The sequence below is a fragment of the Pseudactinotalea sp. Z1739 genome, assembly GCF_049725055.1.
Classification (GTDB): Bacteria; Actinomycetota; Actinomycetes; order Actinomycetales; family Beutenbergiaceae; genus CALKWS01.
Window position 1 is genome coordinate 32,786 of record NZ_JBMPQA010000013.1, and the last position, 21,948, is coordinate 54,733.

At 71.4% G+C, this 21,948-nt stretch carries 22 protein-coding genes; 9 read left to right on the forward strand and 13 right to left on the reverse strand.

The annotated features are described in order from the left end of the window. Positions 1 to 194: 194 nt before the first annotated feature. Positions 195 to 1,070, forward strand: a complete 876-nt coding sequence (locus tag ACO0LV_RS15540) for a PmoA family protein (protein ID WP_424788827.1) — start codon at positions 195 to 197, stop codon at positions 1,068 to 1,070. Then, positions 1,067 to 2,200, forward strand: coding sequence for a Gfo/Idh/MocA family protein (locus tag ACO0LV_RS15545; RefSeq protein ID WP_424788828.1), 1,134 nt, complete (start codon positions 1,067 to 1,069; stop codon positions 2,198 to 2,200). Before ACO0LV_RS15540 ends, ACO0LV_RS15545 begins: the two co-directional genes overlap by 4 nt. Positions 2,201 to 2,212: 12 nt before the next feature. Here the strand turns inward: ACO0LV_RS15545 and rsmD are convergent, their stop codons facing one another. From rsmD to ACO0LV_RS15565, 4 genes are read right to left on the reverse strand one after another with little or no spacing between them, the layout of a single operon-like run. Then, positions 2,213 to 2,770: a 16S rRNA (guanine(966)-N(2))-methyltransferase RsmD gene (rsmD, locus tag ACO0LV_RS15550; protein WP_424788829.1), complete on the reverse strand. Its 558-nt coding sequence runs from the start codon at positions 2,768 to 2,770 to the stop codon at positions 2,213 to 2,215. Between the two features lie 2 nt (positions 2,771 to 2,772). Then, a complete protein-coding gene (locus ACO0LV_RS15555) occupies positions 2,773 to 4,392 on the reverse strand; it encodes a DUF6297 family protein (RefSeq protein ID WP_424788830.1) in 1,620 nt (539 codons plus the stop codon). After that, complete coding sequence (locus tag ACO0LV_RS15560; RefSeq protein ID WP_424788831.1) at positions 4,389 to 5,087, reverse strand: ABC transporter ATP-binding protein; 699 nt, start codon at positions 5,085 to 5,087, stop codon at positions 4,389 to 4,391. The genes ACO0LV_RS15555 and ACO0LV_RS15560 overlap by 4 nt, the downstream gene beginning before the upstream one ends. Then, the gene (locus tag ACO0LV_RS15565; RefSeq protein ID WP_424788832.1) at positions 5,080 to 7,395 is read right to left on the reverse strand and encodes an ATP-dependent DNA helicase RecG; all 2,316 of its coding nucleotides are present in this window, start codon (positions 7,393 to 7,395) and stop codon (positions 5,080 to 5,082) included. The genes ACO0LV_RS15560 and ACO0LV_RS15565 overlap by 8 nt, the downstream gene beginning before the upstream one ends. 426 nt (positions 7,396 to 7,821) lie before the next feature. On the opposite strand from ACO0LV_RS15565, the gene rpmB reads away from it, so the two are divergent. Then, positions 7,822 to 8,013, forward strand: a complete 192-nt coding sequence (gene rpmB / locus ACO0LV_RS15570; RefSeq protein ID WP_424788833.1) for a 50S ribosomal protein L28 — start codon at positions 7,822 to 7,824, stop codon at positions 8,011 to 8,013. A gap of 206 nt (positions 8,014 to 8,219) precedes the next feature. Here rpmB and ACO0LV_RS15575 read toward each other — a convergent pair whose 3' ends face one another. Together ACO0LV_RS15575 and thiL are read right to left on the reverse strand one after the other, a co-directional pair. Beyond that, complete coding sequence (locus tag ACO0LV_RS15575) at positions 8,220 to 8,651, reverse strand: CBS domain-containing protein (protein ID WP_424788834.1); 432 nt, start codon at positions 8,649 to 8,651, stop codon at positions 8,220 to 8,222. 50 nt (positions 8,652 to 8,701) lie between these two features. Further along, complete coding sequence (gene thiL / locus ACO0LV_RS15580) at positions 8,702 to 9,748, reverse strand: thiamine-phosphate kinase (RefSeq protein ID WP_424788835.1); 1,047 nt, start codon at positions 9,746 to 9,748, stop codon at positions 8,702 to 8,704. 69 nt (positions 9,749 to 9,817) lie between these two features. On the opposite strand from thiL, the gene ACO0LV_RS15585 reads away from it, so the two are divergent. Beyond that, complete coding sequence (locus tag ACO0LV_RS15585; protein ID WP_424788836.1) at positions 9,818 to 10,321, forward strand: DUF3515 family protein; 504 nt, start codon at positions 9,818 to 9,820, stop codon at positions 10,319 to 10,321. Positions 10,322 to 10,385: 64 nt separating this feature from the next. Beyond that, positions 10,386 to 10,856 (forward strand): hypothetical protein, encoded by a 471-nt coding sequence (locus ACO0LV_RS15590; RefSeq protein ID WP_424788837.1) that lies wholly within the window; start codon positions 10,386 to 10,388, stop codon positions 10,854 to 10,856. Positions 10,857 to 10,867: 11 nt separating this feature from the next. On the opposite strand, the gene ACO0LV_RS15595 is transcribed toward ACO0LV_RS15590, so the two are convergent. Beyond that, positions 10,868 to 12,127: a D-alanine--D-alanine ligase family protein gene (locus ACO0LV_RS15595; RefSeq protein ID WP_424788838.1), complete on the reverse strand. Its 1,260-nt coding sequence runs from the start codon at positions 12,125 to 12,127 to the stop codon at positions 10,868 to 10,870. A gap of 43 nt (positions 12,128 to 12,170) precedes the next feature. On the opposite strand from ACO0LV_RS15595, the gene ACO0LV_RS15600 reads away from it, so the two are divergent. Further along, complete coding sequence (locus ACO0LV_RS15600) at positions 12,171 to 13,391, forward strand: trans-sulfuration enzyme family protein (RefSeq protein ID WP_424788839.1); 1,221 nt, start codon at positions 12,171 to 12,173, stop codon at positions 13,389 to 13,391. Between the two features lie 75 nt (positions 13,392 to 13,466). Here ACO0LV_RS15600 and ACO0LV_RS15605 read toward each other — a convergent pair whose 3' ends face one another. Then, on the reverse strand, positions 13,467 to 15,404 hold the full coding sequence (locus ACO0LV_RS15605) for an alpha/beta hydrolase family protein (protein ID WP_424788840.1): 1,938 nt from the start codon (positions 15,402 to 15,404) through the stop codon (positions 13,467 to 13,469). Between the two features lie 157 nt (positions 15,405 to 15,561). Then, on the reverse strand, positions 15,562 to 16,269 hold the full coding sequence (locus ACO0LV_RS15610) for a lysophospholipid acyltransferase family protein (protein WP_424788841.1): 708 nt from the start codon (positions 16,267 to 16,269) through the stop codon (positions 15,562 to 15,564). 157 nt (positions 16,270 to 16,426) lie between these two features. Here ACO0LV_RS15610 and ACO0LV_RS15615 point away from each other — a divergent pair, with 157 nt between their 5' ends. Genes ACO0LV_RS15615 through ACO0LV_RS15625 form a run of 3 tightly spaced genes read left to right on the forward strand, consistent with a single transcriptional unit; the run spans position 16,427 to position 17,952 of the window. Beyond that, on the forward strand, positions 16,427 to 16,915 hold the full coding sequence (locus ACO0LV_RS15615) for a hypothetical protein (protein WP_424788842.1): 489 nt from the start codon (positions 16,427 to 16,429) through the stop codon (positions 16,913 to 16,915). A gap of 12 nt (positions 16,916 to 16,927) precedes the next feature. Then, entirely contained in the window at positions 16,928 to 17,080 is a 153-nt protein-coding gene (locus ACO0LV_RS15620; protein WP_424788843.1) for a hypothetical protein, read from the forward strand. Next, positions 17,077 to 17,952 (forward strand): DUF4097 family beta strand repeat-containing protein, encoded by an 876-nt coding sequence (locus ACO0LV_RS15625; protein ID WP_424788844.1) that lies wholly within the window; start codon positions 17,077 to 17,079, stop codon positions 17,950 to 17,952. Before ACO0LV_RS15620 ends, ACO0LV_RS15625 begins: the two co-directional genes overlap by 4 nt. A 90-nt stretch (positions 17,953 to 18,042) precedes the next feature. Here the strand turns inward: ACO0LV_RS15625 and ACO0LV_RS15630 are convergent, their stop codons facing one another. The 4 genes from ACO0LV_RS15630 to ACO0LV_RS15645 are packed head-to-tail and all read right to left on the reverse strand — an operon-like array spanning position 18,043 to position 21,818. Then, a complete protein-coding gene (locus ACO0LV_RS15630; protein WP_424788845.1) occupies positions 18,043 to 18,651 on the reverse strand; it encodes a response regulator transcription factor in 609 nt (202 codons plus the stop codon). Continuing rightward, positions 18,648 to 19,934, reverse strand: coding sequence for a sensor histidine kinase (locus ACO0LV_RS15635; protein WP_424788846.1), 1,287 nt, complete (start codon positions 19,932 to 19,934; stop codon positions 18,648 to 18,650). Before ACO0LV_RS15635 ends, ACO0LV_RS15630 begins: the two co-directional genes overlap by 4 nt. 46 nt (positions 19,935 to 19,980) lie before the next feature. Beyond that, positions 19,981 to 20,814 (reverse strand): ABC transporter permease, encoded by an 834-nt coding sequence (locus ACO0LV_RS15640; protein ID WP_424788847.1) that lies wholly within the window; start codon positions 20,812 to 20,814, stop codon positions 19,981 to 19,983. After that, positions 20,811 to 21,818, reverse strand: coding sequence for an ABC transporter ATP-binding protein (locus tag ACO0LV_RS15645; protein ID WP_424788848.1), 1,008 nt, complete (start codon positions 21,816 to 21,818; stop codon positions 20,811 to 20,813). The genes ACO0LV_RS15640 and ACO0LV_RS15645 overlap by 4 nt, the downstream gene beginning before the upstream one ends. Positions 21,819 to 21,948 lie beyond the last annotated feature (130 nt).

Sequence of the window (21,948 nt, forward strand, 5' to 3'; positions counted from 1 at the left end):
CGATCCTGCCAGATACGCCACGGCCCAGCGCGACCCGGGTCGGTCGGCACGAGTCCGGGGGCGCCGTGGGTCGGCGCGCCCCTGTTCGGGGAGCCCGGGTTCGGCGCTACCCTGGGTGGCGGTTCTTTGCCAGCGACGCCCTCGGCCCGTGCCCGGGCATCGTTCCCATCCAGTAAGGAAGAGATGCATCCCGCGTGACTGCTCACGCCACCGCAATCCGAGCCCAGACTCTGATCGTGGCCGGGACACCCGTAGCCGACTACTGCGACGGCACCTCGATGGATCCCGACCACTCCCCCCGGCCTTACCTGCACCCGGTGCGCACTCTGGACGGGGTGGAGATGACCGAGGCCGAACCGGCCGATCACCCGCACCATTACGGGATGTCCAACGCGATCGCGGACGTGGACTCCAGCAACTACTGGGGCGGGCCCAGTTACGTGGAATCCCGCGGGTACCAGATGCTGCCCGACCAGGGTCGGCAGCAGGTCCTGCACACCCACGCCAGCACCACCACGATCGAGCAGCAGGTGCAGTGGCTGGATGCCGCGGGGACCCATCACCTCAGTGAGCAGCGGCATCTGCGCGCAGTGCATCTTCCCCAGGCCCAGGGTTGGGCGCTGCACTGGCACTCGGTGCTGCACGCCGACGCCACCGCGCTCGCACTGGGGTCGCCGGCCACCCGCGGGCGCATCGGAGCCGGGTACGGCGGGCTGTTCTGGCGGCTGTCGGACACCTCCTGGCCGACCACGGTCACCGTCGTCGACGGCGGTGGCACGAAGCGGGCGCTCGGCTCGCGCAGTCCGTGGCTACTGGTGCAGCAGGAGCGCGAACGAGGCACCGTGAGCCTGCTGCTGGTCCAACCGGCGCCGACGCTGCCGTGGTTCGTGCGCACGCAAGGGTACGTGGGCGCCGGGCCTGCCGTGACCTGGCGCGACCAGCGGCACCTCGGACTCGGGCAGCACTACCGGATGAGCCTGGCCGCGGTCCTGACGGACCGGGCCATCACCCCAGATGAGGCGGCCGTGCTGGCCGCCGACCAGACCAGCATCCTGCAGGAGGACATGTGACCAGATCCGTCGCCGTCGTCGGTGCCCGGGGGTACGGACGTCAGCACCTTCGAGCGCTCAGCGCCCTGAGCGCCCAGGGCCTCACCGAGGTCGTGGCCGTGGTGGACACCCACGGGACCGAGGGGCTGCCGGACATCCCGGACTCGGCGGTCTCCCTCACCTCCCTCGATGACCTGTTCGACCGGACCGTGCCGGACATCGTGGTGCTGGCCACCCCGATCCATACCCACGGTGCGCTGGCCGAGCAGGCGCTCCGCGCCGGATCGAACGTGCTGGTGGAGAAGCCCACCACCGCCACGTTGGCGGAGTTCCACGGTCTGGTCCAGGTCGCAGATGAGACCGGCCTGGCCTGCCAGGTGGGATTCCAGTCCTTCGGGTCGCACGCGCTGCCCGAGATCGCCCGGCGCATCACCTCCGGCGAGATCGGCGAACTGCGCGGCATCGGCGGGGTGGGGACCTGGCTGCGCAGCACCGACTACTACGCTCGCGCACCGTGGGCCGGCCGGCGCCGGATGGATGGCCGCGAGGTGGTCGACGGTGTGGTGACCAACCCGTTGGCGCACGCGGTGGCCACCGGGCTGCGGATCGCCGGGGCACTGCGCGCCGACCACGTCGACGAGGTGGTGACCGACCTGTTCCGCGCGCACCACATCGAGGCCGATGACACCTCCGCTGTGCGTGTGCGCACCGTCAACGGACTCAGCCTCAGTTTCGGGCTGGCCCTGACCGCACCCGGGCACTCCTCCCCGCGGGTGACCGTGTTCGGCAGCGAGGGGGAGCTCGACTTCTCCTACACCGACGACACGCTGACCGTGCGCAACGGTTTCGACCCGGTGGACCTGACCTTCGGACGCACCGGTTTGCTGCACAACCTCTGTGATCACCTCAACTCCGGGGTCCCGTTGCTCTCCGACGTGCGTGAGACCGGGGCCTTCATGCGAGTGCTCGAGGCCGTCCGCACCGCGCCGGACCCGACCCCGATCGCCCCGGAGCACGTGACCTGGTTGGACGACGAGCACGGGTACCACCCGGTGGTCACCGACATCGAGGACTGGTGCGAGCGCGTGGCGGTCCAGGGCCGCACGTTCACCGAGCTGGGCGCACCCTTCACCCAGCCGGCCACCACGTAGGCAGATTCTGTCTCAGTCCGACCCGGTGTCGGCGAACCAGAGGACCGAGTCACCGTACCGGCGCACGTCCATAGGCGTCAGCGGCGGCGGCCAGTCCACGTCTGCCGCACGGGCCCCCCGCTCCAGCACCACCACCGCCCGGGCCGCCAACCAGTCCCGGGCGAGGGCCTCGAGCACGCCGTCCAGGTCCACCACGTCATAGGGCGGGTCGGCCAGCACCAGGTCGAATCCGGCCGCCGGTGCCGACCGGCCCAGGTACCGCTCGACCGGGACGGTGATCACCTGCACCCGATCGGCCACGCCCAGGGTTCGAGCATTGGCGTGGCAGACGGCCGCTGCCGGGCGTGCGGACTCCACCATCACCACCTCGCGTGCGCCACGGCTGAGCGCCTCCAGGCCCAGCGCACCGGAGCCGGCGTACAGGTCCAGGACCCGCGCGCCGTCCAGGGCGCCCAGATGCTCCAACCGGGAGAAGAGGGCTTCCCGGGCCCGGTCACTGGTGGGGCGGGTGCCCTGGGCGGGGACCCGTAACCGCCGCCCGCCGAACTCCCCTGCGATGATGCGCGACATCCTCAACCTCTCCGTTGCGCAGCCACGCCACCCTCGCCGCCGGGGCTCCGGTCCGGTGCGGGCAGGTAGCACGCGATCGACAGCGCCACCGCGGAGGTGGCCATCTGGATGAACAGCACCGTGGTGCCCGGACCGGTGGCCAGGGCCGCCACCAGCAGCGGGATCAGGCACAGCACCACCACATCGGGCCCCCGGGAGAACGCCGTGACCACGCCCGGGGCCATCGGGCCGGCCGGCCCGGGCACCAACGGCATCCCCCAGTCCGGAGGTTTGCGGTAGGCGGCCCGCAACACCCCTGCGGCCAGCGTGGGTGCGGCGACCAGGCCGAGCGGCACCCATTGCCAGTCCTCGTAGGCCAGCGCCCACCCGGTGGTCACCACCAGGCACCACAGCCCCAGGACCAGCACCGGCCAGACCACCCGGACCCGGCGCACCATCGCCGCACCGAGCGGATAGGTGCGGTCCAGCACCGGCGCCACCTCCGCCAGCCTGGCGCCCTCCCCGGTGGCGAGCGCGGCCAGGTACCCGGCGATCACGAAGGCCACCACCGCCAGCGCCAGCGGGGCTCCGGCCACCAGCGGTACCAAGGCGATCGCCACCGCCATGCCCGCCTGGATCAGATGCCGGGGGTTGCGCAGCATCGTGATCGCATCACCGGTGATGAGGGCCAGGACGGGCCCGCGCACCCAACCGAAGGAGGCCGACCTGCGCCGGGTCCGGGGCAGACCCGGCACCGACAGCGCCCGCCCCAGTTCCCTGGTGTCCAGGGAGAGCACCGACCCGGCGGCGGCCCCGGTCACGGCCCCGCGCTGGCGCAACTCACTGCCACCCACCTGGGACAACCGGCGCCAACACCACCACAGCAGCAGCACCGCGGCCACGCCGAGGATCGCGGTGGCCGGCGGCAGGGCCCCGACGAGGTTCAACGGTGGTGGCCGCAGCAGCGCCGCGACCAGCGCGAGCATCGGTCCGGCGGCCACCAGGGCATCACCGGTCACCACCAACGGGCGGACCCGCCGTGGGCGCTCGACACCCAGCCGGATCTGCCCGGCGACGCAGACCAGCACCGCCACGATGCCCGCGACCCCACCGGAGACCATGGACCAGACCACCGACCGGAACAGGTCCCCGGGGTCCGCGAGCACCCCGACGACGGCCCCCAGAGCCACTCCGAGGACCATGCCCGCCGCGGGCATGGCCAACAGCCGGGGGTGCAGCATCCCGGATCGGTCGGCGGGCATCGGCAGCCACCAGGTGGCGTGACCGGCCCCCATCGCCATCGGGCCCAACCGGGCGAACAGGCTGACCACGACGCCGGCGGCCAGCGTCGCCGCGGCCAGAGCCAACCAGCCCGGTTCGATCAGGGCTGGTGCCTGGCCGGTATCGGCCTCCATTCCGAGCGCCTGCACGGCACCGATCACCACCAGCCAGGCGATCGCCCCGGCTACCAGGACGGAGTAGACCTCTCCGACCAGTTCACTGATCCGGCCACCGCCGTGCGCCTCGGTGGCCTGACGGGTCAGCCGCCGAAGGTCGACGCCGGACAGCGCCTCCTGGGGCGGCGGTGGCCACTGCCCACCCTCGGGAGCCTCGGTCCCGTTACTCGCGGCGCCTCGGCTCACAGCGCCTCGATCGCCCGGGCACCGTCCTCCGGTGAGAGCCGGGTGACCCCGTCCTCGGTGAGCAGCACCGCCGCAGTAGCGGACCGGCGCACCAGGACCGGGTCATGGGTGGCCATCACCACGCCACCGCCGGCAGCCCGTTCGGCAACCAGGCGCTGCGCGAGGCGGTCCCGCATGCCCGAGTCCAGGCGCTGCTCCGGCTCGTCCAACAGGAGCAGTTTGCGCGGCCGCACGAACACCGCCGAGAGCAGCAGCCGGCGCCGCTGTCCCGAGGACAGCGCGGTGGGGATGGCGTGCTGACGGTCGGTGAGTCCGAACTCCTCGACCAGGTCGGTGACCAGGTCCGACACCCCTTTCACGCCGTGACCACGGGCGGTCAGCAGCAGGTGCTCGCGCACGGTCAGGGCCGGCAGGTAGGAGTCCTCATCGAGCAGCATCGCGGTGTAGGCCCGGAACCACGCGGCGCGTTCGTCCACCGGGCGCCCGAAGGTCTGCACCGACCCGGCCAGCGGGGGCAGCAGCCCGGCCACCGCCCGCAGGAAGGTGGACTTGCCGGTGCCGTTCGCGCCGATCACCGCCAGCACCTGGCCGGGGGCGACCGAGACCGAGACCGGTGGGCAGACCCGGCTGGCCAGGTCCGCTCCGTACCCCAGGGTGAGGCCCTTGGTCCGTACCAGGGGGGTGGGCTCAGGCACGGTCCAGGTACTCCTCGTGTTCGGGGTCGACCATCGTGGTGATCGCGGTCAGCAGTTCGGGATGATGCACCAGGTTAGGGTCTTGCTCAATCAGGGCCCGCGCGTCCTCGCGGGCCCGGGCGATGATGTCGCGGTCGGTGACCACCCGCAGCAGGCGCAGCGAGCGGGACCGGCCGGACTGGGCCGAGCCGAGCACATCACCCTCCTTGCGGGTCTTCAGGTCTTCCTCGGCCAGCACGAAACCGTCGTTGGTGCGTTCCAGGATCGCCAGGCGCTCGTGCGCCGGGCTGCCCGGTTCGGCCGCCGTGACCAGCAGGCACAACCCCGGCTCGCTGCCGCGTCCGACCCGGCCCCGCAACTGGTGCAACTGGGACAGCCCGAACCGCTCGGCGTCCAGGATCACCATCACGGTGGCCTCGGGCACGTCCACCCCGACCTCCACCACCGTGGTGGTGACCAACAAAGGGGCGCGCCCGTCGGCGAAGGAGGCCATCACGACATCCTTCTCCTCCGCCGGCAACCGGCCGTGCAGCATGCCCTGGGGGATATGGGCCAACAACTCGTGCCGGGCGAGCATCTGCGCCACGTCGGTGACGTTGCTCATCGGCGCCGGAGCACCTGAGGGCCCGCCGCCCGGGCCGGCTGCCCTCCCGGCCCGGGCGGAACGGGACGCGGCCGCGGCCGGGCCTGCGTCGTCGTCATCGACCAGGTCGGTGCTCTCCTCGGCGGTGCCCGAGGAGATCCTCGGAGCGACGACGTAGGCACGGTTGCCGCGGTCGATCTCCTCGGCGATCTTGGTCCAGGCCCGGGCGAGCCATCGCTCGTTGGCTGCCGGAACGATGTGGGTGGTGACCGGCGCCCGACCGGCGGGGATCTCGCGGAGTGTGGAGACCTCCACGTCGCCGAAGAACGTCATCGCGACCGACCGCGGGATCGGGGTGGCGGTCATGTACAGCTGGTGTGGCATCACGTTGCTCTTGGCCCGCAGGGCCTCGCGCTGCTGCACCCCGAAGCGGTGCTGCTCATCGATCACCGTCAAGCCCAGGTCGGCGAACTGGACCTGCTCCTGCAGGAGGGCGTGCGTGCCGATGACGATGCCGGCTGCCCCGGAGGCGATCTCGGCCAGGACCTGCCGGCGCCGAGCACCGGTGATCGACCCGGTCAACAGCACGATGCGGGTTCCGGCGTCGTCGCCGTCGAGCATCCCGGCGCGCCCCAGCGGGCCGAGCAGGTCGGCGATCGAGCGGGCGTGCTGCTGGGCGAGCACCTCGGTGGGTGCCAGCAGCGCGGCCTGCCCGCCGGACTCGACCACCTGCAGCATCGCCCGCACGGCCACGACCGTCTTGCCCGAGCCGACCTCGCCCTGCAGCAGCCGTTGCATGGGGTGAGGGTCGGCCAGGTCGGCGGCGATCTCGGCCGCGACCTCGCGCTGGCCCTGGGTCAGCTCGAACGGCAACGCCGCGTCGAGGGCCTCGACCAGGCCGCCGGAGCGGCCCGGGCGCGCCCGGGCATCGTAGGCGGCGATATCGGCGCGCCGGCGGGCCAGCGCCGTCTGCAGCAGGAATGCTTCCTCGAACCGGAAGCGGTGCTGGGCAGCCTCGTACTCCGTCATCGTGGGCGGGTTGTGGATGGTCTCCAGGGCGCTGGCCAGCGGCATCAGGTCGCGGGCACGCAGCACCTCGGCCGGGATCGGGTCGTGCAAGCCGGCGCTGTCCAGGTGGGCCAGGGCCACCTCGATCGACGCGCGCACCAGGTCCAAGGGCACCTCGGCGGTGGCGGGATAGACCGGGCGGAGCTCCCGCCGCTTCGGCTGGCGCTGCCCGGTCTCCAGCTCGGCGAGGTCGGCATGCAGGTTCCGCACGTCCTCGGTCAGTGCCTCATCCGGATCGATCGGGGCGTAGGTGACGTTCTTGAACTGGATCCGCCCGCCACGCCAGTCCACATCACCGGACAGTTCCACCCGGCTACCCGGCGGGACCGCCTTGCGGAGGGCGAACTCCATTCCCTTGCCGCGTCCGAAGAAGACCGCATCGGCGGTCTCGACCCCATCGGTGACCACCAGCGTGGTCAGGTGCAGGCCGTGCCGACGGGTGGGCCTGCCGTGGATCTGCTGCACCTCGACGATCACGGTGCCGTACTCCCCCGGCGTCACCTCGGCCAGGGAGGAGTAGTGGGAGACCGGGATGATCTTGCGCGGGAAGTGATAGAGCAGGTCCGGCAGGGAGTGGATGCCCAACGAGGCGAGACGCTCCGCGGCGCGTCCGACCACGCGTTCGAGGGCCCTGCCCGGGCTGACCTGTCCCGGCATACCTGAGCCTCCTCGTGGATGTGCTGGGCTGGCGCCATGCTATCGGCGCCCACCGACCGATCGGTGCCCACCGACGTCGCAGGCATCCACCCGCCCTGCGCCGTGGGTAGCGGGTGACGGCGGTAGTGCGGCCGGGCGGGTTGATTACGGGGCCGGGCGAGTTGGCTACGATGAGCCCCGGGCCGGCCCCATGGTGTCCTCACCACGAAGCTGTCCGCACCGCTGTCCTGACCCGGCGAGGTGAAGGTGACCATTCTCACCCACGCACCCGGTCCGGATGGCGTTGTGACCAGTCGCCGGGGCCGGTATCCTGTACCGGTTGCCCGAATGGGCGCGCGGGCCCCCGGGAACATCCGATGGCCTGCCGATATCAGGCCTGTCGCCGATGAGTAGGTGACGAGCACACGACCAACCAAGGAGATTCCCGTGGCTGCCACGTGCGACGTCTGCGCCAAGTCACCGAGCTTCGGCCACTCCATTTCGCACTCCCACCGCCGGACCAAGCGGCGCTGGAACCCGAACATTCAGAAGGTCCGCACTGTCCAGAACGGCACCCCGAAGCGGCTGAACGTGTGCACGTCCTGCCTCAAGGCCGGCAAGGTCGTCCGCGCGGTCTGAGTCCCGTCCTCGAGGTGCCGCGAGCGTCCTGAGTCCTCTGCCGCGCGCACCTTCTCGCCGAAGCCGTCCACCTGCGGGTGGGCGGCTTCGTCGCGTCCGAGGGCGGCCCCGCTGAGTCCGGGCCTCTCGAACGCTGCCTGCGCGGCGGCTACTGCTCGAACGCTGACTACGCGGCGGTGAGACTCGGATGCCCAGCCGGTGACCGCTCAGCGGCGCACGTAGTCGACCAACTGATCGCGTTCGGCCTGCAGTTCGTCGATGCGATGCTTGACGATGTCACCGATGGAGACCAGGGCCTTGAGCCGGCCCTCCACCACGACCGGGAGGTGGCGGACACGCCGCTCGGTCATCACCCGGGCGAGCGACTCCAGATCGTCCTCGGGCAGGCAGGTGGCCACCTCGGCGGTCATCAACGCACTCACCTGAGCCTCCAGCACCGACTCCCCGTCGCGATGCAACGCACGCACCACATCCCGCTCGGAGACGATCCCCACCAAGGTTGCGCCCTCATCCTCGGAGACCACGACCGCCCCGATCCCGTTCTCCTCCAGCACCCTGAGCAGGTCGCGCACGGTGGCGTCGGGCCGGATGGTGATCACGGCCGCGCCCTTACGACGGATTACCTCTGAGATACGCATACCACACGATATCTCACTGTGAGCAGAATCACACCTGAACGGCCCGTATCTCAGCGCCCGAAGTGATCCCACCCCTCGGTGCCCGGTGGCAGGTCCGCACCGCCCCAGCGCACACCCGGTGCGAGGCCCGGCGGCACCGCGTGTACCCGCCCGATCGGGCGGAACTGCTCGGGAAGGGCCGACGACGGCGCAGCGCCCTCGCCACGCGGATGCGCCGACGGGGTGCGCACCGCAGGTGCGGACGAACTCCCCCGCGCGCCCGCTGCCGCCGGCGCGAAGGTGGCCAGTGCCCCGTGGTCCTCACCACCGCCGAGCACCCAGGCCGTCGCGTCGGCACCGACCTGAGCGGCGACCGGGTCCAGTTCTGCGATATCGGCGGCCAACGCGGCCGGGTCCAGATCCACCAGCACCCCGGAGGCCACGGCAATCCGGCCGGCATCCCGGGCCAGCCCGTCAGAGATGTCCATCAACGCGTGCGCGCCCGCGCGCGCCGCAACCGGACCGGCACTCAGGGGCGGGGTGGGGCGCAGGAAGGCTCCCACCAGATCCGCCGGCTCCGCCCGCCCGGCTTCCAACAGCGCCAGACCGGCCCTGGCATGGCCCAGGACACCGCTCACGGCGACCACATCACCGGGGCGGGCTCCACTGCGCAGCACCGGCTCGCCGTCGTCGATCACACCGAGGGCGGTGACCGCGACCACGATCTGATCCCCGCTGGTCAGGTCCCCACCGACCACCCCGACGTGATGCGGTGCGCACGCCTGGGCGAACCCCTCGGCCAGGTCCTCAACCCAACGCACCGGAACGTGCCCGGGCAGTACCAGTGCCATCACCAAGGAGGTGGGCACCGCGCCCATGGCGGCCACGTCGGCCAGGTTCTGCATCGCCGCACGCCAGCCCAGGTCGGTGCCGGTGCCCCAGCCCAGCCGGAAGTGGCGGTCCTGCACGAGGACGTCCGTGGTGACCACCTGCGGTGCTGCGGCCCCGGCCAGGACTGCCGCGTCGTCGCCGGGGCCCACCAGGGTGGTCCGCCCGCGGGGCAGCCGCGGGAGGATCCGGGCGAGCAGATCGGTCTCGCTGATCTCACCCACGCGCATCCGGCCAGGGTATCGCCCGCCGTGATCCGGACCAGCAAGTGCACCGCTGGGCACCGATACGGTGGGGACATGGGTGTGCTGCGGCGAGTACTGGGTGTCGCCGGGGGCCTGGCGGCGGGTGCGGTGGTGCTGGCCGGGTGCACCCCGGCGGCAACCGTGGCCCCGGGCCCGCACGCCTCGGACCCGATGTGCGCCGAGGTGCTGCGCGCCACCCCGCAGGAGTTGGGCGGGCTGGAACGGCGCTCGACCACCTCCCAGTCCACCCGCGCCTGGGGCGACCCGCCGATCACGCTGCGTTGCGGGGTGGAGGTGCTGGGCCCCACCACCGAGCACTGCGTCACCATCACCAGCCCGGACGGGCCGGCCGTGGACTGGGTGATGCGCGAACCCGAGGACGGGCAGGCCGACGTGCTCACGCTCACCACGTTCGGGCGCTCACCCGCGGTGGAGGTGCAGGTCCCGCAACAATGGGAGGGGCAGGGTCACGACGCGATCCTGTCCGACCTGGCTCCGGCGATCACGCTGGTACCCCAGACCAGGGAGTGCCTGAGCCTGGAGGAGGACCTGCTGTGAGTGGCGGTGCGAGCGCGCCGGATCCGTGGTGGCCGCGACGTGAGTGGAGGGACGGGACGCGACCATGATGCGACGACGGGTGCCGGCGGTGTGTTCGGCCATCGTGCTGGCGGTGGCCGTCGGTGTGATCGCCGCCGGGGCCAACCCCGGGGCCTACCTGCTCACGCTGGCCGTCGTGGCGGGCGTGCTCGCGGTCCCGCTGACGGTGCTGGGTTGGATCCTGTTCGGCTCCGCGCCGACCGGCGGCGGTGTCGGTACGCGTGCCACGGGCGCGGGCTCGGCCAAGGGTGCTGCACGCGGCGCCGGTTCCCGGCCCGGAGGTGGGCCACGCGGGTCGGCCGACGACCCGGGCTGGAGCGACCGGGCCACCGCGGCAGCGTGGCGCGACACCGTGATCGCCACGAGCGTGGTCCTGGTGGTGGTGGCCTTCCTCGGGGTCCAGTGGCGCACCAGTTACGTGCTGCTGGGGGTGGTGGTGCTGGCGTTGCTGGCCCAGGCGGTGCGTCAGGTGCAGATCGGCCGGGAGCGGGGCTGACCGGCGATCGCTCAGCGAAGGCCGACCGGGCGCTGCAGGGCGAGGTCGAGCAGTTCGGTGATCAACTCGGGGTAGGTCATCCCGGAGCGCTGCCAGAGCATCGGGAACATCGAGAACGGGGTGAACCCGGGCATGGTGTTGATCTCGTTGACCAACAACGTCCCCTCGGTGGTGTAGAAGAAGTCCACCCGGGCCAGGCCCTCGCACCCCAGCGCCTCATAGGTGCGCGCGGCCAGGTCCCGCGCCTGGTCCACCACGACCTCGGGCACGTCGGCGGGGAAGAGGAGTTCGGCCGCGCCGGGGTCGAAGTACTTGGTCTCGAAGTCGTAGAACCCGCCGTCCGAACCCACCACGATCTCCCCGGGCACGGTGGTGCGCGGCGGGCCACCATCGCGTCCGCCCAGTACCGCGCACTCGATCTCCCGGCCGGCGATCGCCGCCTCGATCAACACCTTGGGGTCACTGGCCTGGGCCAGCGTGATCGCCTCGGCCAGCCCCTGGGGTCCCTCGACCTTCGACACCCCCACGCTCGATCCGGCCCGGGCAGGTTTGACGAACACCGGCCAGCCCAGCTCCCCCGCGGCGGCGGTCACCTCATCGGGGTGCTCGGCCCATCGCCGCGGGGTGACCGTCAGCCACGGTCCCACCGGCAGGCCGGCGTCGCGCAGCACCACCTTCATGTAGTGCTTGTCCATCCCCACCGCCGAGGCCAGGACACCCGAGCCGACGTAGGGCAGGCCGGCCAGTTCCAGCAGACCCTGCACGGTGCCGTCCTCCCCGAACGGGCCGTGCAGGAGCGGGAACACCACATCGACGGCGGCCAGTTCCCTGGGCACCTGACCCGGCGCGGTCACGGTCGGCCCCTGCGTGCCGTCCCCCAGCGGGAGCGTGACCAGTCCGTGCTCGGCCCCCACCACCGGGCCGCGCGGCGCGCCCGCCCCGGGGGCCTGCGGGCCCGGGTCGGTCCGGACGTCACCGGGGTTGCCATCACTGGCCTTGCCCTCACTGGCCTCGCCCGCACCGGGGTTGCCGCCATCGGGCACCGCCGCATCGGTGGCGGGCTGCCCCGTCCCACCGGAGTCCAGCGCCCACCGCTGCGGATCATCAGCGGCCAACACCCACTCCCCCTTGGGTGAGATCCCGATCGGCACCACCTCGAAACGGTCCCGATCGATCGCGCCCAGCACCCCTGCAGCGGTCGCACAACTGATCGCATGCTCGCTACTGGCGCCCCCGAAGACCACGGCCACTCGAATCCTGGAATCACTCATCACCGTTGAGCGTAATACCCTTCGACACTCCTAGTCTGGCCCGATGGACAACGACACGCCCGCCCGCCCCGGTTCCGGCTGGCGCCCCGATACCCAGGTGGTCGCAGCCGGCCGACCGGCGCGCACCGAGCAGGCCCCGGTCAACCCCCCGGTGGTGCTGTCCTCCACCTACGTCAGCACCGCCGCGCAACTCGGGTCCGGTCAGCGGGTCTACACCCGCCACGGCACCGAGACATGGGAGCCGCTGGAGGAGGCACTCGCCCTGCTCGAGGGCGCCGCCGAAACTGCCGTGGTGTTCTCCTCCGGGATGGGTGCGATCGACGCCGCGCTGACCCTGGTGGCCCCGGGCGGGCACCTGGTGCTGCCGACCCACGCCTACAACGCCACCATCGAGGCGGGTCACGACCTCACCCGGCGCAGCCGGGTGCGGGTGCACCAGGTTCCGATCGCGCGGACCGAGACAGTGCTCGCGGCGCTGCGGGAGGCGGCCGACGACGACGCCACCGCCCCGGCCGACCTGGGCCCCGGGGCGCCGGTGGTGCTGTGGGTGGAGTCTCCGACGAACCCGATGCTGGAGGTGGCCGACCTACCGGTGCTGATCGAGGGCGCCCACACGCTGGGCGCCCTGGTGGTGGTGGACAACACCTTCGCCACGCCGTTGGGGCAGCGGCCCCTGGCCCACGGGGCCGATGTGGTGGTCCACTCGGTCACCAAGCACCTGGCCGGCCACTCCGACGTGCTGATCGGGGCGGCACTGAGCAACAACGCGGACGTCGCCGCGGCCATCCGTGCCCGCCGCACCCTCGGCGGAGCGATCCCCGGGCCGTGGGAGGCCTGGCTGGCCCTGCGTGGCTTGCGCACCCTGGCGCTGCGGCTGGAGCGCGCCAGCGCGAACGCAGCCGAACTGGCGGCCCGGCTGGAAGGTCATGAGCACGTGGTCGAGGTGGGCTACCCGGGGCTGGCCTCCCACCCCCAGCATCAGCGCGCCGCCGCGCAGCTGGACACCTTCGGGTCAGTCATCACGGTGCGCCCGCGCGGTGGCCGGGCGGGGGCACAGGCGCTGGTGGAGTCGGTGCGGCTGTGGATGCCCGGGACCAGCCTGGGCGGGGTGGAGTCGCTGCTGGAGCGCCGTCGCCGCATCCCCACCGAGCCCGACGGGGTGCCGGAGGACCTGGTGCGCCTGAGCGTGGGTATCGAGAACGTCGAGGATCTCGCTGCCGACCTGTTCCAGGCTCTGGCCGTCGCCGCCGCGCAGCACGGCTGAGTACCGCCGGCACGGTCGTAACCCGGCGCGGCTCCGTCCGCGGCCCGGCGCGGGCGCGCCTGGGCTTGCGCACCCTCAGCGCTGCGGAACCGCCAGGTGGGTGCGCAGGAAGTCCAGCGCCGCGGGATAGGCGTCCAGCCGGTTGGACCGCTTGGACAGCCCGTGGCCTTCGTCGCGATAGACACGCAGATCGTTGGGCACTCCGGAGGCCTCCAGGGCCTCCTGGATCTGCTCGGCCTCGCTCAGCGGTACCCGAGGGTCATTGGCGCCGTGGATGATGAACAACGGTGCCCTGATCTGGTCCAGATAGGTGATCGGGGATGCCTTCTCCAGGAACGCTCGGTGCTGTTCGAGCGTGCCGTACTCCCGCTCCCGGTAGGCCCGGCGGTAGTCGGAGGTGTTCTCCAGGAAGGTCACCAGGGAACTCATCCCGACGATGTCCACCCCGGCGGCCCATAACTGCGGCTGCATCGAGAGCCCGGCGAGCACCATGTAGCCGCCGTAGGAACCACCCCACAGCGCCGACCTGCCCGGGTCCAGGCCCAGGTCGGGCAGCCAGGCGTGCAGCGCGGCCAGATCGGCGACGGAGTCCAGCCGCAGTTCGACGTCGTCCAGGGAGATCCACCGCTTGCCGTATCCGGCCGAGCCCCGCACGTTCGGCACCAGCACGGTCAGTCCGGTGGCCGCGAGCGCCTGGATCACCGGCGCGAAGATCAGGTCGGCCGAGGCCTCCGGGCCGCCGTGGATGTGGATCACCGACGCCCCGCTCAATGCCGAGCGGGCCTGGTTCTGGCCCGTTGCGGCGTCATCGGTCACCGTCGCCCCGGCGTAGACGAAGCAGGGCACCTGCTCGCCGTCGGGGGTCGGCACCCGGTGCACGCTGGGCGTGATCAGCCGATCGCGCAGACCCTCGTCGAGTTCGGCGGCGGAGGAGGCGATCAGGTCCACCTGCCCGCTCACGGCCCGCACCCGGTGGATCGCTCCCGGTTCGGTGGGCGTCGATCCGGAGATCACCACGTTGGCGGAGTCGGTCGACCAGGTCACCGATGCGCTCCCCAGCCCGGGGATGTCCAAGTCGCGCTCGTGAGTGCCGTCGGTGCGGTAAAGGGACAGGGCGATGACGCCGTCGCGCTGCCGGCCCACCACCATGCGCGTCGCATCGGGACTCACCCAGCAGTCCAGGTCGGCCGCCTCGTCGCCGACCAGGAGGCGCCAACCGTCCTCGTCCACCCGCCACAGCGCGTGGAACTCCCGGCCGTGGTTGCTGGACAGGATCAGCCCGTCGTCCTCGGCGCCCCAATGCACCTGGCGGTGCGAGGCGTGCTCGCCGGGGTCGGTGACGGTCCGCGACGTCCCGGCCTTCTCCGCTGCACCGCCGGTCCCGGCCGTGTCGGTTGCCCCAAAGGTCCCGCTCGAGGCATCGGCCGGTCCGGCGGCACCGAACGCGTGGGGACCGACGGTCTCCACCACCGTGGAGGCCGGCTGCAGACTCAGGCGCACCACCGCGGCGCTCGTGCCGTCATGCGAGGCACGCACCGCGACGACGTACCCACCGCCGTCATAGGCCACCTGTTCGGTGCCGTCATCGTGGGACCGCACCACCACGTCCATGTCCACGCCGTTGCGCCGGTTGGTGGAGTAGACCAGGCCGGCCTCGGTCACGTCCTGCAGCACGTGCATGTAGCGCTCATGGCGAACCAGGGGCCTGAGGTCCTCCAGGCGCGCCGGGGTGGCGGGCGTGGTCTCCAGGTCCAGGGCGGACAGTTGCCAGTTCTCGTCACCACCGGCGTCGTGCTGGACGACGACGGCCCGCTTGCCGGGCATGTAACGGCCGGTGCAGCGCCCGGGCAGGTCGGTGAGCGCTGTCCGGGAGCCGTCGGTACCGATCTCGACCAACTGCATCGAGCCGAGTTCGTCATGACCGGCCAGGACGCGGCCCTCGCCGTCGATATCGAACGCGGTCCAGGTGCGGATGCTGAGCAGGTCGTTGATCAATCGGGTGCTCTGGTTCATCCCGGCCACGCTACCGCGCGCCCAGCCGGCCCTGCGGCGGGCACCACCCGCCCCGGCACCACCGGCGGCCGGTCATGTCCTCATCGGGCCCGGGTAGGTCAGCACCTCCTTCATCAGAACCGCTGGACCGGCGCCGCCACATCCGCCGGCTGGAGGCTCAGACCGGGCCGGTGCGCGGATCGAACGGTGTGGCCGGTGGTGTCTCCACCCGGGCGCGGGCCACCAGCGCGGTGATGGCCGCCATCAGCCGGGCCGAGCCCTCGCGCAGCACCTCGGCGTCCAGGGGCAGGTCGTGGAGGTCGCTCAGGTCCACCGCCTCCCCGGCGAACACCGTGACCGGCTTGCGGGGGATCGCCCGTGGAATACGGCGTCCCTGGGGCAGCAGTGCCTGCGCCCCCCACTGCCCCACCGGGATCAGTGGGGCCCGGGTGGCCAGGGCGAGGCGGATCACACCGGTCGTGGCCACCATCGGCCACAGGTCCGGATCCTTGGTCAGGGTGCCCTCCGGGAACACCGCCACCGCCTCCCCGACCGCCAGTCGCGCCCGGGCCTCGTGCAGCGCGCCCGCCGCCCGCTCGGTGCCACGGTAGACCGGGATCATCCCGGTGGAACGAAACAGGTGACCGAGCACCGGAATCGTGAACAGGGAGTGCTTGGCCAGGACCTTGGCGTAACGGCCGTGGTCGATCAGGAAGTGCAGGAACGTGAACGGGTCCACATGGCTCAGGTGGTTGGCCGCGGCGATGAAGCCACCCTGCGGGAGGTTCTCCCCACCCTCCCGCCGTCTCCTGGTCATCGCGCGCATCACCGGGCGGGCCACGGCGACGGCAGCCCGGTAGGAACGCGGTACCGGAGGGTGGATCACGACGTGATGCTACGCGCCGCAGCACCACTCCTTCACCGCGCCTGACCTGGATTGACGCCGGGACGGCGCAACCCGCAGGTCAGTACGGCATCACGATTGCGCCACTTCGACGCCATAAAGCCTTGCGCTGACGTCATTCTGATGTCATAGTGGCGTCATGGATCTCGATCGGTACCTCCAGGCGCTCCAGGAAGCACTGGGCGCGGCCGCACAAACCTCCTCCGCCGAGGTGCAGGAGGCGGCCGAACGGTTGGGCCGCACCATGGAGTCGGCCCTGCGCCTGACGCTGACGGAGTTCGCTGCCGACCTATCCGACCAGATCACGCTGCAACTCGACGGCGACACCGTCGAGGTCCGCTTCCGCGGCGGCGGCCCGGACGTCGTCGTCACCCCCGGCCCGGACGTCGAACCACCAACCCCGCCCGAGCCGCCTGTCCCGCCGGCCCCGGCGGAGGACGGCGACATCTCCCGTATCTCCCTACGCCTGCCCGAGTCCCTCAAGTCACAGGCGGAACAAGCCGCCGCCACCGAGGGCCTGTCCACCAACGCCTGGCTGGTGCGCGCCGCGCAACACGCACTCCACCCGGCACCGTCCAGCACCCGCACCACCAGCACCGGCCGGCGGATGACCGGCTGGGTGCGCTGAAGGAGCCCCTCGATGGAACTGATTCCCACATCCAACTTCGGATTCCACATCGTACGCAATGCCGATGACCCACCACCGTTCCACCTGCGCAAGCCCAAGCGTCGCAGGGAGCGCACCACCCGGCCCGCCGGTCGGCGCCGGGACAATACCCGGCCGAAGCGTTGAGCACCCGAAGCGAGAACGAGGCCATCGACATGACGCAGTACGCCTTTGCCGTGACCGGGCCGGTCCGCGTGCACGCCGGCACCCGCAGCAGTGACCTGACCATCACCGCTGCCGATACCGCGGAAGCGACCGTGCGGCTGAAGCCCCACCGGGAGAACTCCACCGGTCGCGCCTATGCCGAGGACACCCTGGTCGAGTTCAACGGTGACGTCTTGAACATCACCGTCCCGCGCGCGGGTGGACTGTTCTTCGGGTCTACCCCGCGGCTGGACATCGAGGTTCAGGTGCCGCCCGGGTCCGACATCGAGGTCTTCAGCGGCTCGGGGGATCTCACCGCCCGCGGCACGGTCGGCAGCGTGCAGGTGCGCACGGGCTCCGGTGACGTGTATCTGGAGCAGGCGGGTGCAGTCAAGGTGTCCAGCGGATCAGGGGATGTGGTGGTCGACTCGTTGACCGACGGCGGCTTCAAGTCCGGCTCCGGGGACCTGCGGCTGGGCCGGGCCAGCGGGCACATCGAGTTCAACAGCGGCTCCGGGGACCTGATCATCGAGTCGGCGACCGACGTCGTCTCCACCACCGCCTCTGGAGACAGCCGGATCGGCGAGCTGGCGGGAACGGCACGGATTCGCTCGGCCTCCGGCGACCTGGAGGTACGCAAGGCCACCCACGGAACGATCAATGCCAGCAGCGCCTCGGGGGACGTCACCGTCGCCGTCCCGGCCGGAACCCCCGTCTTCCTGGACTGCTCCAGCACCTCCGGTCACACCAAGTCCACCCTGGCTGCCACCAGGGCTCCCGACAGCGATGAGCAGGTGCTGACGGTCGAGGCGAGGTCGATCAGCGGTGACATCCACATCACGAACAGTCGCTGACCTCGGTCCGGGGATACTGCGTCGCTGCGAACGCTCGGTGCGGCCCGCCGGCGGTGGGCGGTGCAGGTCTCAGGAGTTCGACACCCGGCCTCAGAGCCAGCCCTGGGCACGGGCCCTGGCCACCGCCTCGTGACGGTTGGCGACTCCGAGTTTGGACACCACCGCCGACAGGTAGTTGCGCACCGTCCCGGCCGAGAGGTGTGCGCGTGCGGCGATCTCCTCAACCGGGGCGCCGTCGGCCGCCAACTCCAGCACGTCCGATTCCCGCGGGGTCAGCGGGCTCGCGCCGGAGGCGATCGCGTCGGCGGCGAGTTCGGGGTCCACGTAGCGACCGCCCTGATGGACCTGCCGGACCACATCGGCCAGCACGCTCGCCGAGACCGTCTTGGGCACGAACCCGCGCACCCCGACCTCGAGGGCCTTGCGCAGATAGCCGGGCCGGCCGTGACTGGTGACGATGACCGCTGCGCAGCCCGGGACCTCCCGACCCAGGTGCTCGGCCACCTCGATCCCGTCCAGTCCGGGCATCTGCAGGTCCAGCACGGCCACGTCCGGCCGGTGCTTGGTCGCTGCCGCGATCGCCTCGGTCCCCGAGGCGGCCTGCGCCACCACCTCCAGGTCCTCCTGCAGACCCAGCAGGCTCGCCAGCGCATCCCGGATGAGGTTCTCATCGTCGGCGAGCAGGATCTTGATCGTCATGGTGACTCCGTGGGATGCGAAGGGTGGTCGGACGTGCCGTGAGCGGGGCGCGGCACCTCGGCGTGGCCGGGAACCCAGGCGCACAGCACGAAGTGTTCCGGCGGGGCCGGTGGTATCTGCAGCGTCCCGCCGAGGGCACCCAACCGCTCGGTCAGGCCGCGCAGACCGCTACCGCCGGCCGGCCGGGCGGTCATCGGGGCGCCGGTCGCGGCGACGCCGTCATTGGTGATCTGCAGCAGGTAGCCCTCGTCCCGTTCGCTCAGTTCGAGGGTGCACTCGGTGGCGCGCGAGTGCCGCACGACGTTGGTCACGCCCTCGCGAACCACCCAGGCCAGGGCCCGCTGGGCGCCAGCGGGCAGGTGCAGGTGCTCCCCGGCCACCCGGACCTCGATCCCCGACGCGGTCAGGATCGCCCGGGCACCGGCCATCTCGGTCGGCAGGTCGGCGGCCCGGTAGCCCTGCACCACCTCACGGACCTCCTTCAGCGCGTCCTCTGCGAGGGAGCGGACCTGCTCCATCTCCTCGATCCCCCGCGAGTCGCCGCGCTCGGTCAAGGCGGCGGCCAGTTCGCTCTTCACCGCCACCGTGGACAGGGTCCTCCCGAACACATCGTGCAGGTCCCGGGAGAATCGCAACCGCTCCTCGGCCACGGCCAGCCTGGCGTCGACCTCCCGGCGCCGGTCCAGGTCCCACATCACCAGCACCATCCACACCGCGATCCGCATCGATAGCGCCATCGACAACGACAGCGCCAGCCCGACGAACCCAGCCACCGGGATGTAGTTCAGGGCCCCGGCCATGGCAGCGAATGTGGCCGCGACCAGCGCGGTCAGGCCACTCCCGATCGCCACGTACGGGGCCTTGATCAGCGGGCAGACCGCCAACAGCGCCGAGACGAGCAGGATGAGGACCGCATAGAGCAACGCCCTCGGGTCCTCGGCGCGGCCGACCCCGGGGTACACGGCGGCGATCACCACAAGGCCGGCCGACACCGTCCCGGCCAGCCCGACCAGCATTCGGCGGGGCAGGGGCATCCGCCCGAGGATGTGGTCGAAGGACCTCGATGCCACCACCAGGCACACCACGGTGTGCGCCATCATCACACCCAGGTAGGTCAGTCCTTGCGCGCCCGTCCACGGCGTGGGGCCGGCCAGCTGCGCCAGGGAGAGCAGCGGCACGGCGGCCAGGAAACTGTAGAAGGACCACCGGTTGTAGGCCTCGAACCGCTGGGGGTTGCTCAGTGCGGACCAGCGGAAGAGACTGGCGCTCGCGCTGGTGGTCACCGACGCCACGGTAGCGCCTCCCGGCGGACCGGCGGGCCCTGGGGTCTCACTGACGGGGCTCCCACCGCATCCACTTCTTGATCGCCTGCGCGCCCAGCACGCACCATGCCACCAGGACCACCATCGGAAGGAACCCCGCGCCGAAACTCTCGGCGAACGTATGGATCTGGCCGTCGGGCCCGATGCCGGTCAGCCCCAGTTGGATCAACGTGACCACCGGTGCCAGCGGGGTGAACTCCGCGATGCGCTGCACGGTGTCGGGAAGTGCTGTCAAGGGGAACACGAGTCCGCTGGCCAGCAGCGTCCCGAAGATCACCGGCAACGTGGTCAGCTGGGCCGACTCCACCGTCTTGGTCAACCCGGATGAGGCGTAGCCGAACAGGGAGAAGGCGATGAGGCCACCGACGATCGCGACCAGCACGAGCACCGCGTTCGTCGGTGCGGGCATCTCGAAGACGAAGGCGACGACGACGGTGACCAGCACGAGTTGAGCACCGACGATCAGCACAGCCGGGACCGCCATCCCGGCCAGCACCTCCGCCGAGGAGATCTCTCCGGTGATGAGCCGTTTGAGCGTCAACTCCTCCCGGCGGGCCACTGCCGTGGTGGTCAGGTTGTAGTAGGCGATGAACAGCAGACCGAAGGTGGCCATCATGGCGATGATCAGCGCCGCGAATACGCCCTCGTTGTCGGCGAGGGAGTCCACCATCGGGATGAAGAGCAGCACCATCAGCGGCGGTGCCGCGATCGCGGTCGCCAGCGCGGTCGTGTTGCGCACGAGCAGCGTTGCTTCCATGCGTGCCAGCGCCCCGACGCGCCGTAGGGTTGCCGCCCCGCGGCCGAGCAGCGTGCTGCTGGTCCCTGTCGTGGTCACACTCATACTCCTACCTCCTGATTCGTGCCGGACCCGCCAGGTCCGGCACCGCCCTGCTCACGGCCGGCCGTGCTCGCGTCGGGTTCGGGACCCTCCCGGCCGGCGATCGCCAGGAATGCCTGCTCCAGCGATGCGGCCCTTGCGTTGAGTTCAGCCAGTTCGACGCCGGCCTGCTCGGCCCAGTTCAGCAACAGGCGCAGGTCCGTTTGCAGCCGGTGGGTGCTGATGGTGTGCCGCACCGTCCGACCGGTGCGCACCCGGTGCCGTCCGTAGAGGGCTGGAAGGGCCGGTGCGGACTCGGGTAGGACGAAGGAGATCCGGGCGGGTTCGTCGGCCACGATCTGCGCGGCGGTGCCCTCCCGGACCAGCCGGCCCTCATGCATGATGCCGATCCGGTCGGCCAGTTCCTCGGCCTCCTCCAGGTAGTGGGTAGTGAGCACCACGGTGACACCGTCGTCGACCATCGACCGGATCAGGTCCCAACTGGCCCGCCGGCTCTCCGGGTCCAGGCCCGTGGTCGGCTCATCCAGGAACAGCACGGTGGGACTGCCCAGAATGGCCAGCGCCAGATCCAACCGTCGCCGCTCCCCACCGGACAGGCTCTTGACCGCGACACCGGCCCGGTGGGACAAGCCCACCTCACCGAGCACTTCTCCGACGTCCCGGGGCCGGGAGAGGGTACGGGACCAGGCACGGGCCAACTCGGCCACCTTCAGTTGGGGAGGGAACCCTGCCTCCTGCAGCATGATGCCGGTGTGCGGTCGTACCGCGGCCCGCTCGCGGTGCGGATCCCTACCCAGCACCCGCGCTCGCCCGGCGGTGGCCGGGGCGATGCCCTCGATCACCTCCAGCAACGAGGTCTTCCCCGCACCGTTGGTCCCCAGGAGGGCGTACAGCTCCCCACGGCCCACCTGCAGGCTCACCCCGCGCACGGCGTCGAATCCGGGGGCCGACCGGGTCCGGCCATAGGTTCGGCGCAGCGCTTCGACAGTGATGATCTCCTCGTCCATACCCCTCAGTCTGGGCCGGTCCGCGCGGCGGCACAGGTGCGCTCTCGCACTGAATCCGAGCCCGGACGCACGCCTCGCCCGTGACATTCGTCATGGGCGGACGACGCCCACGGCACGGGCGGACCGCCAT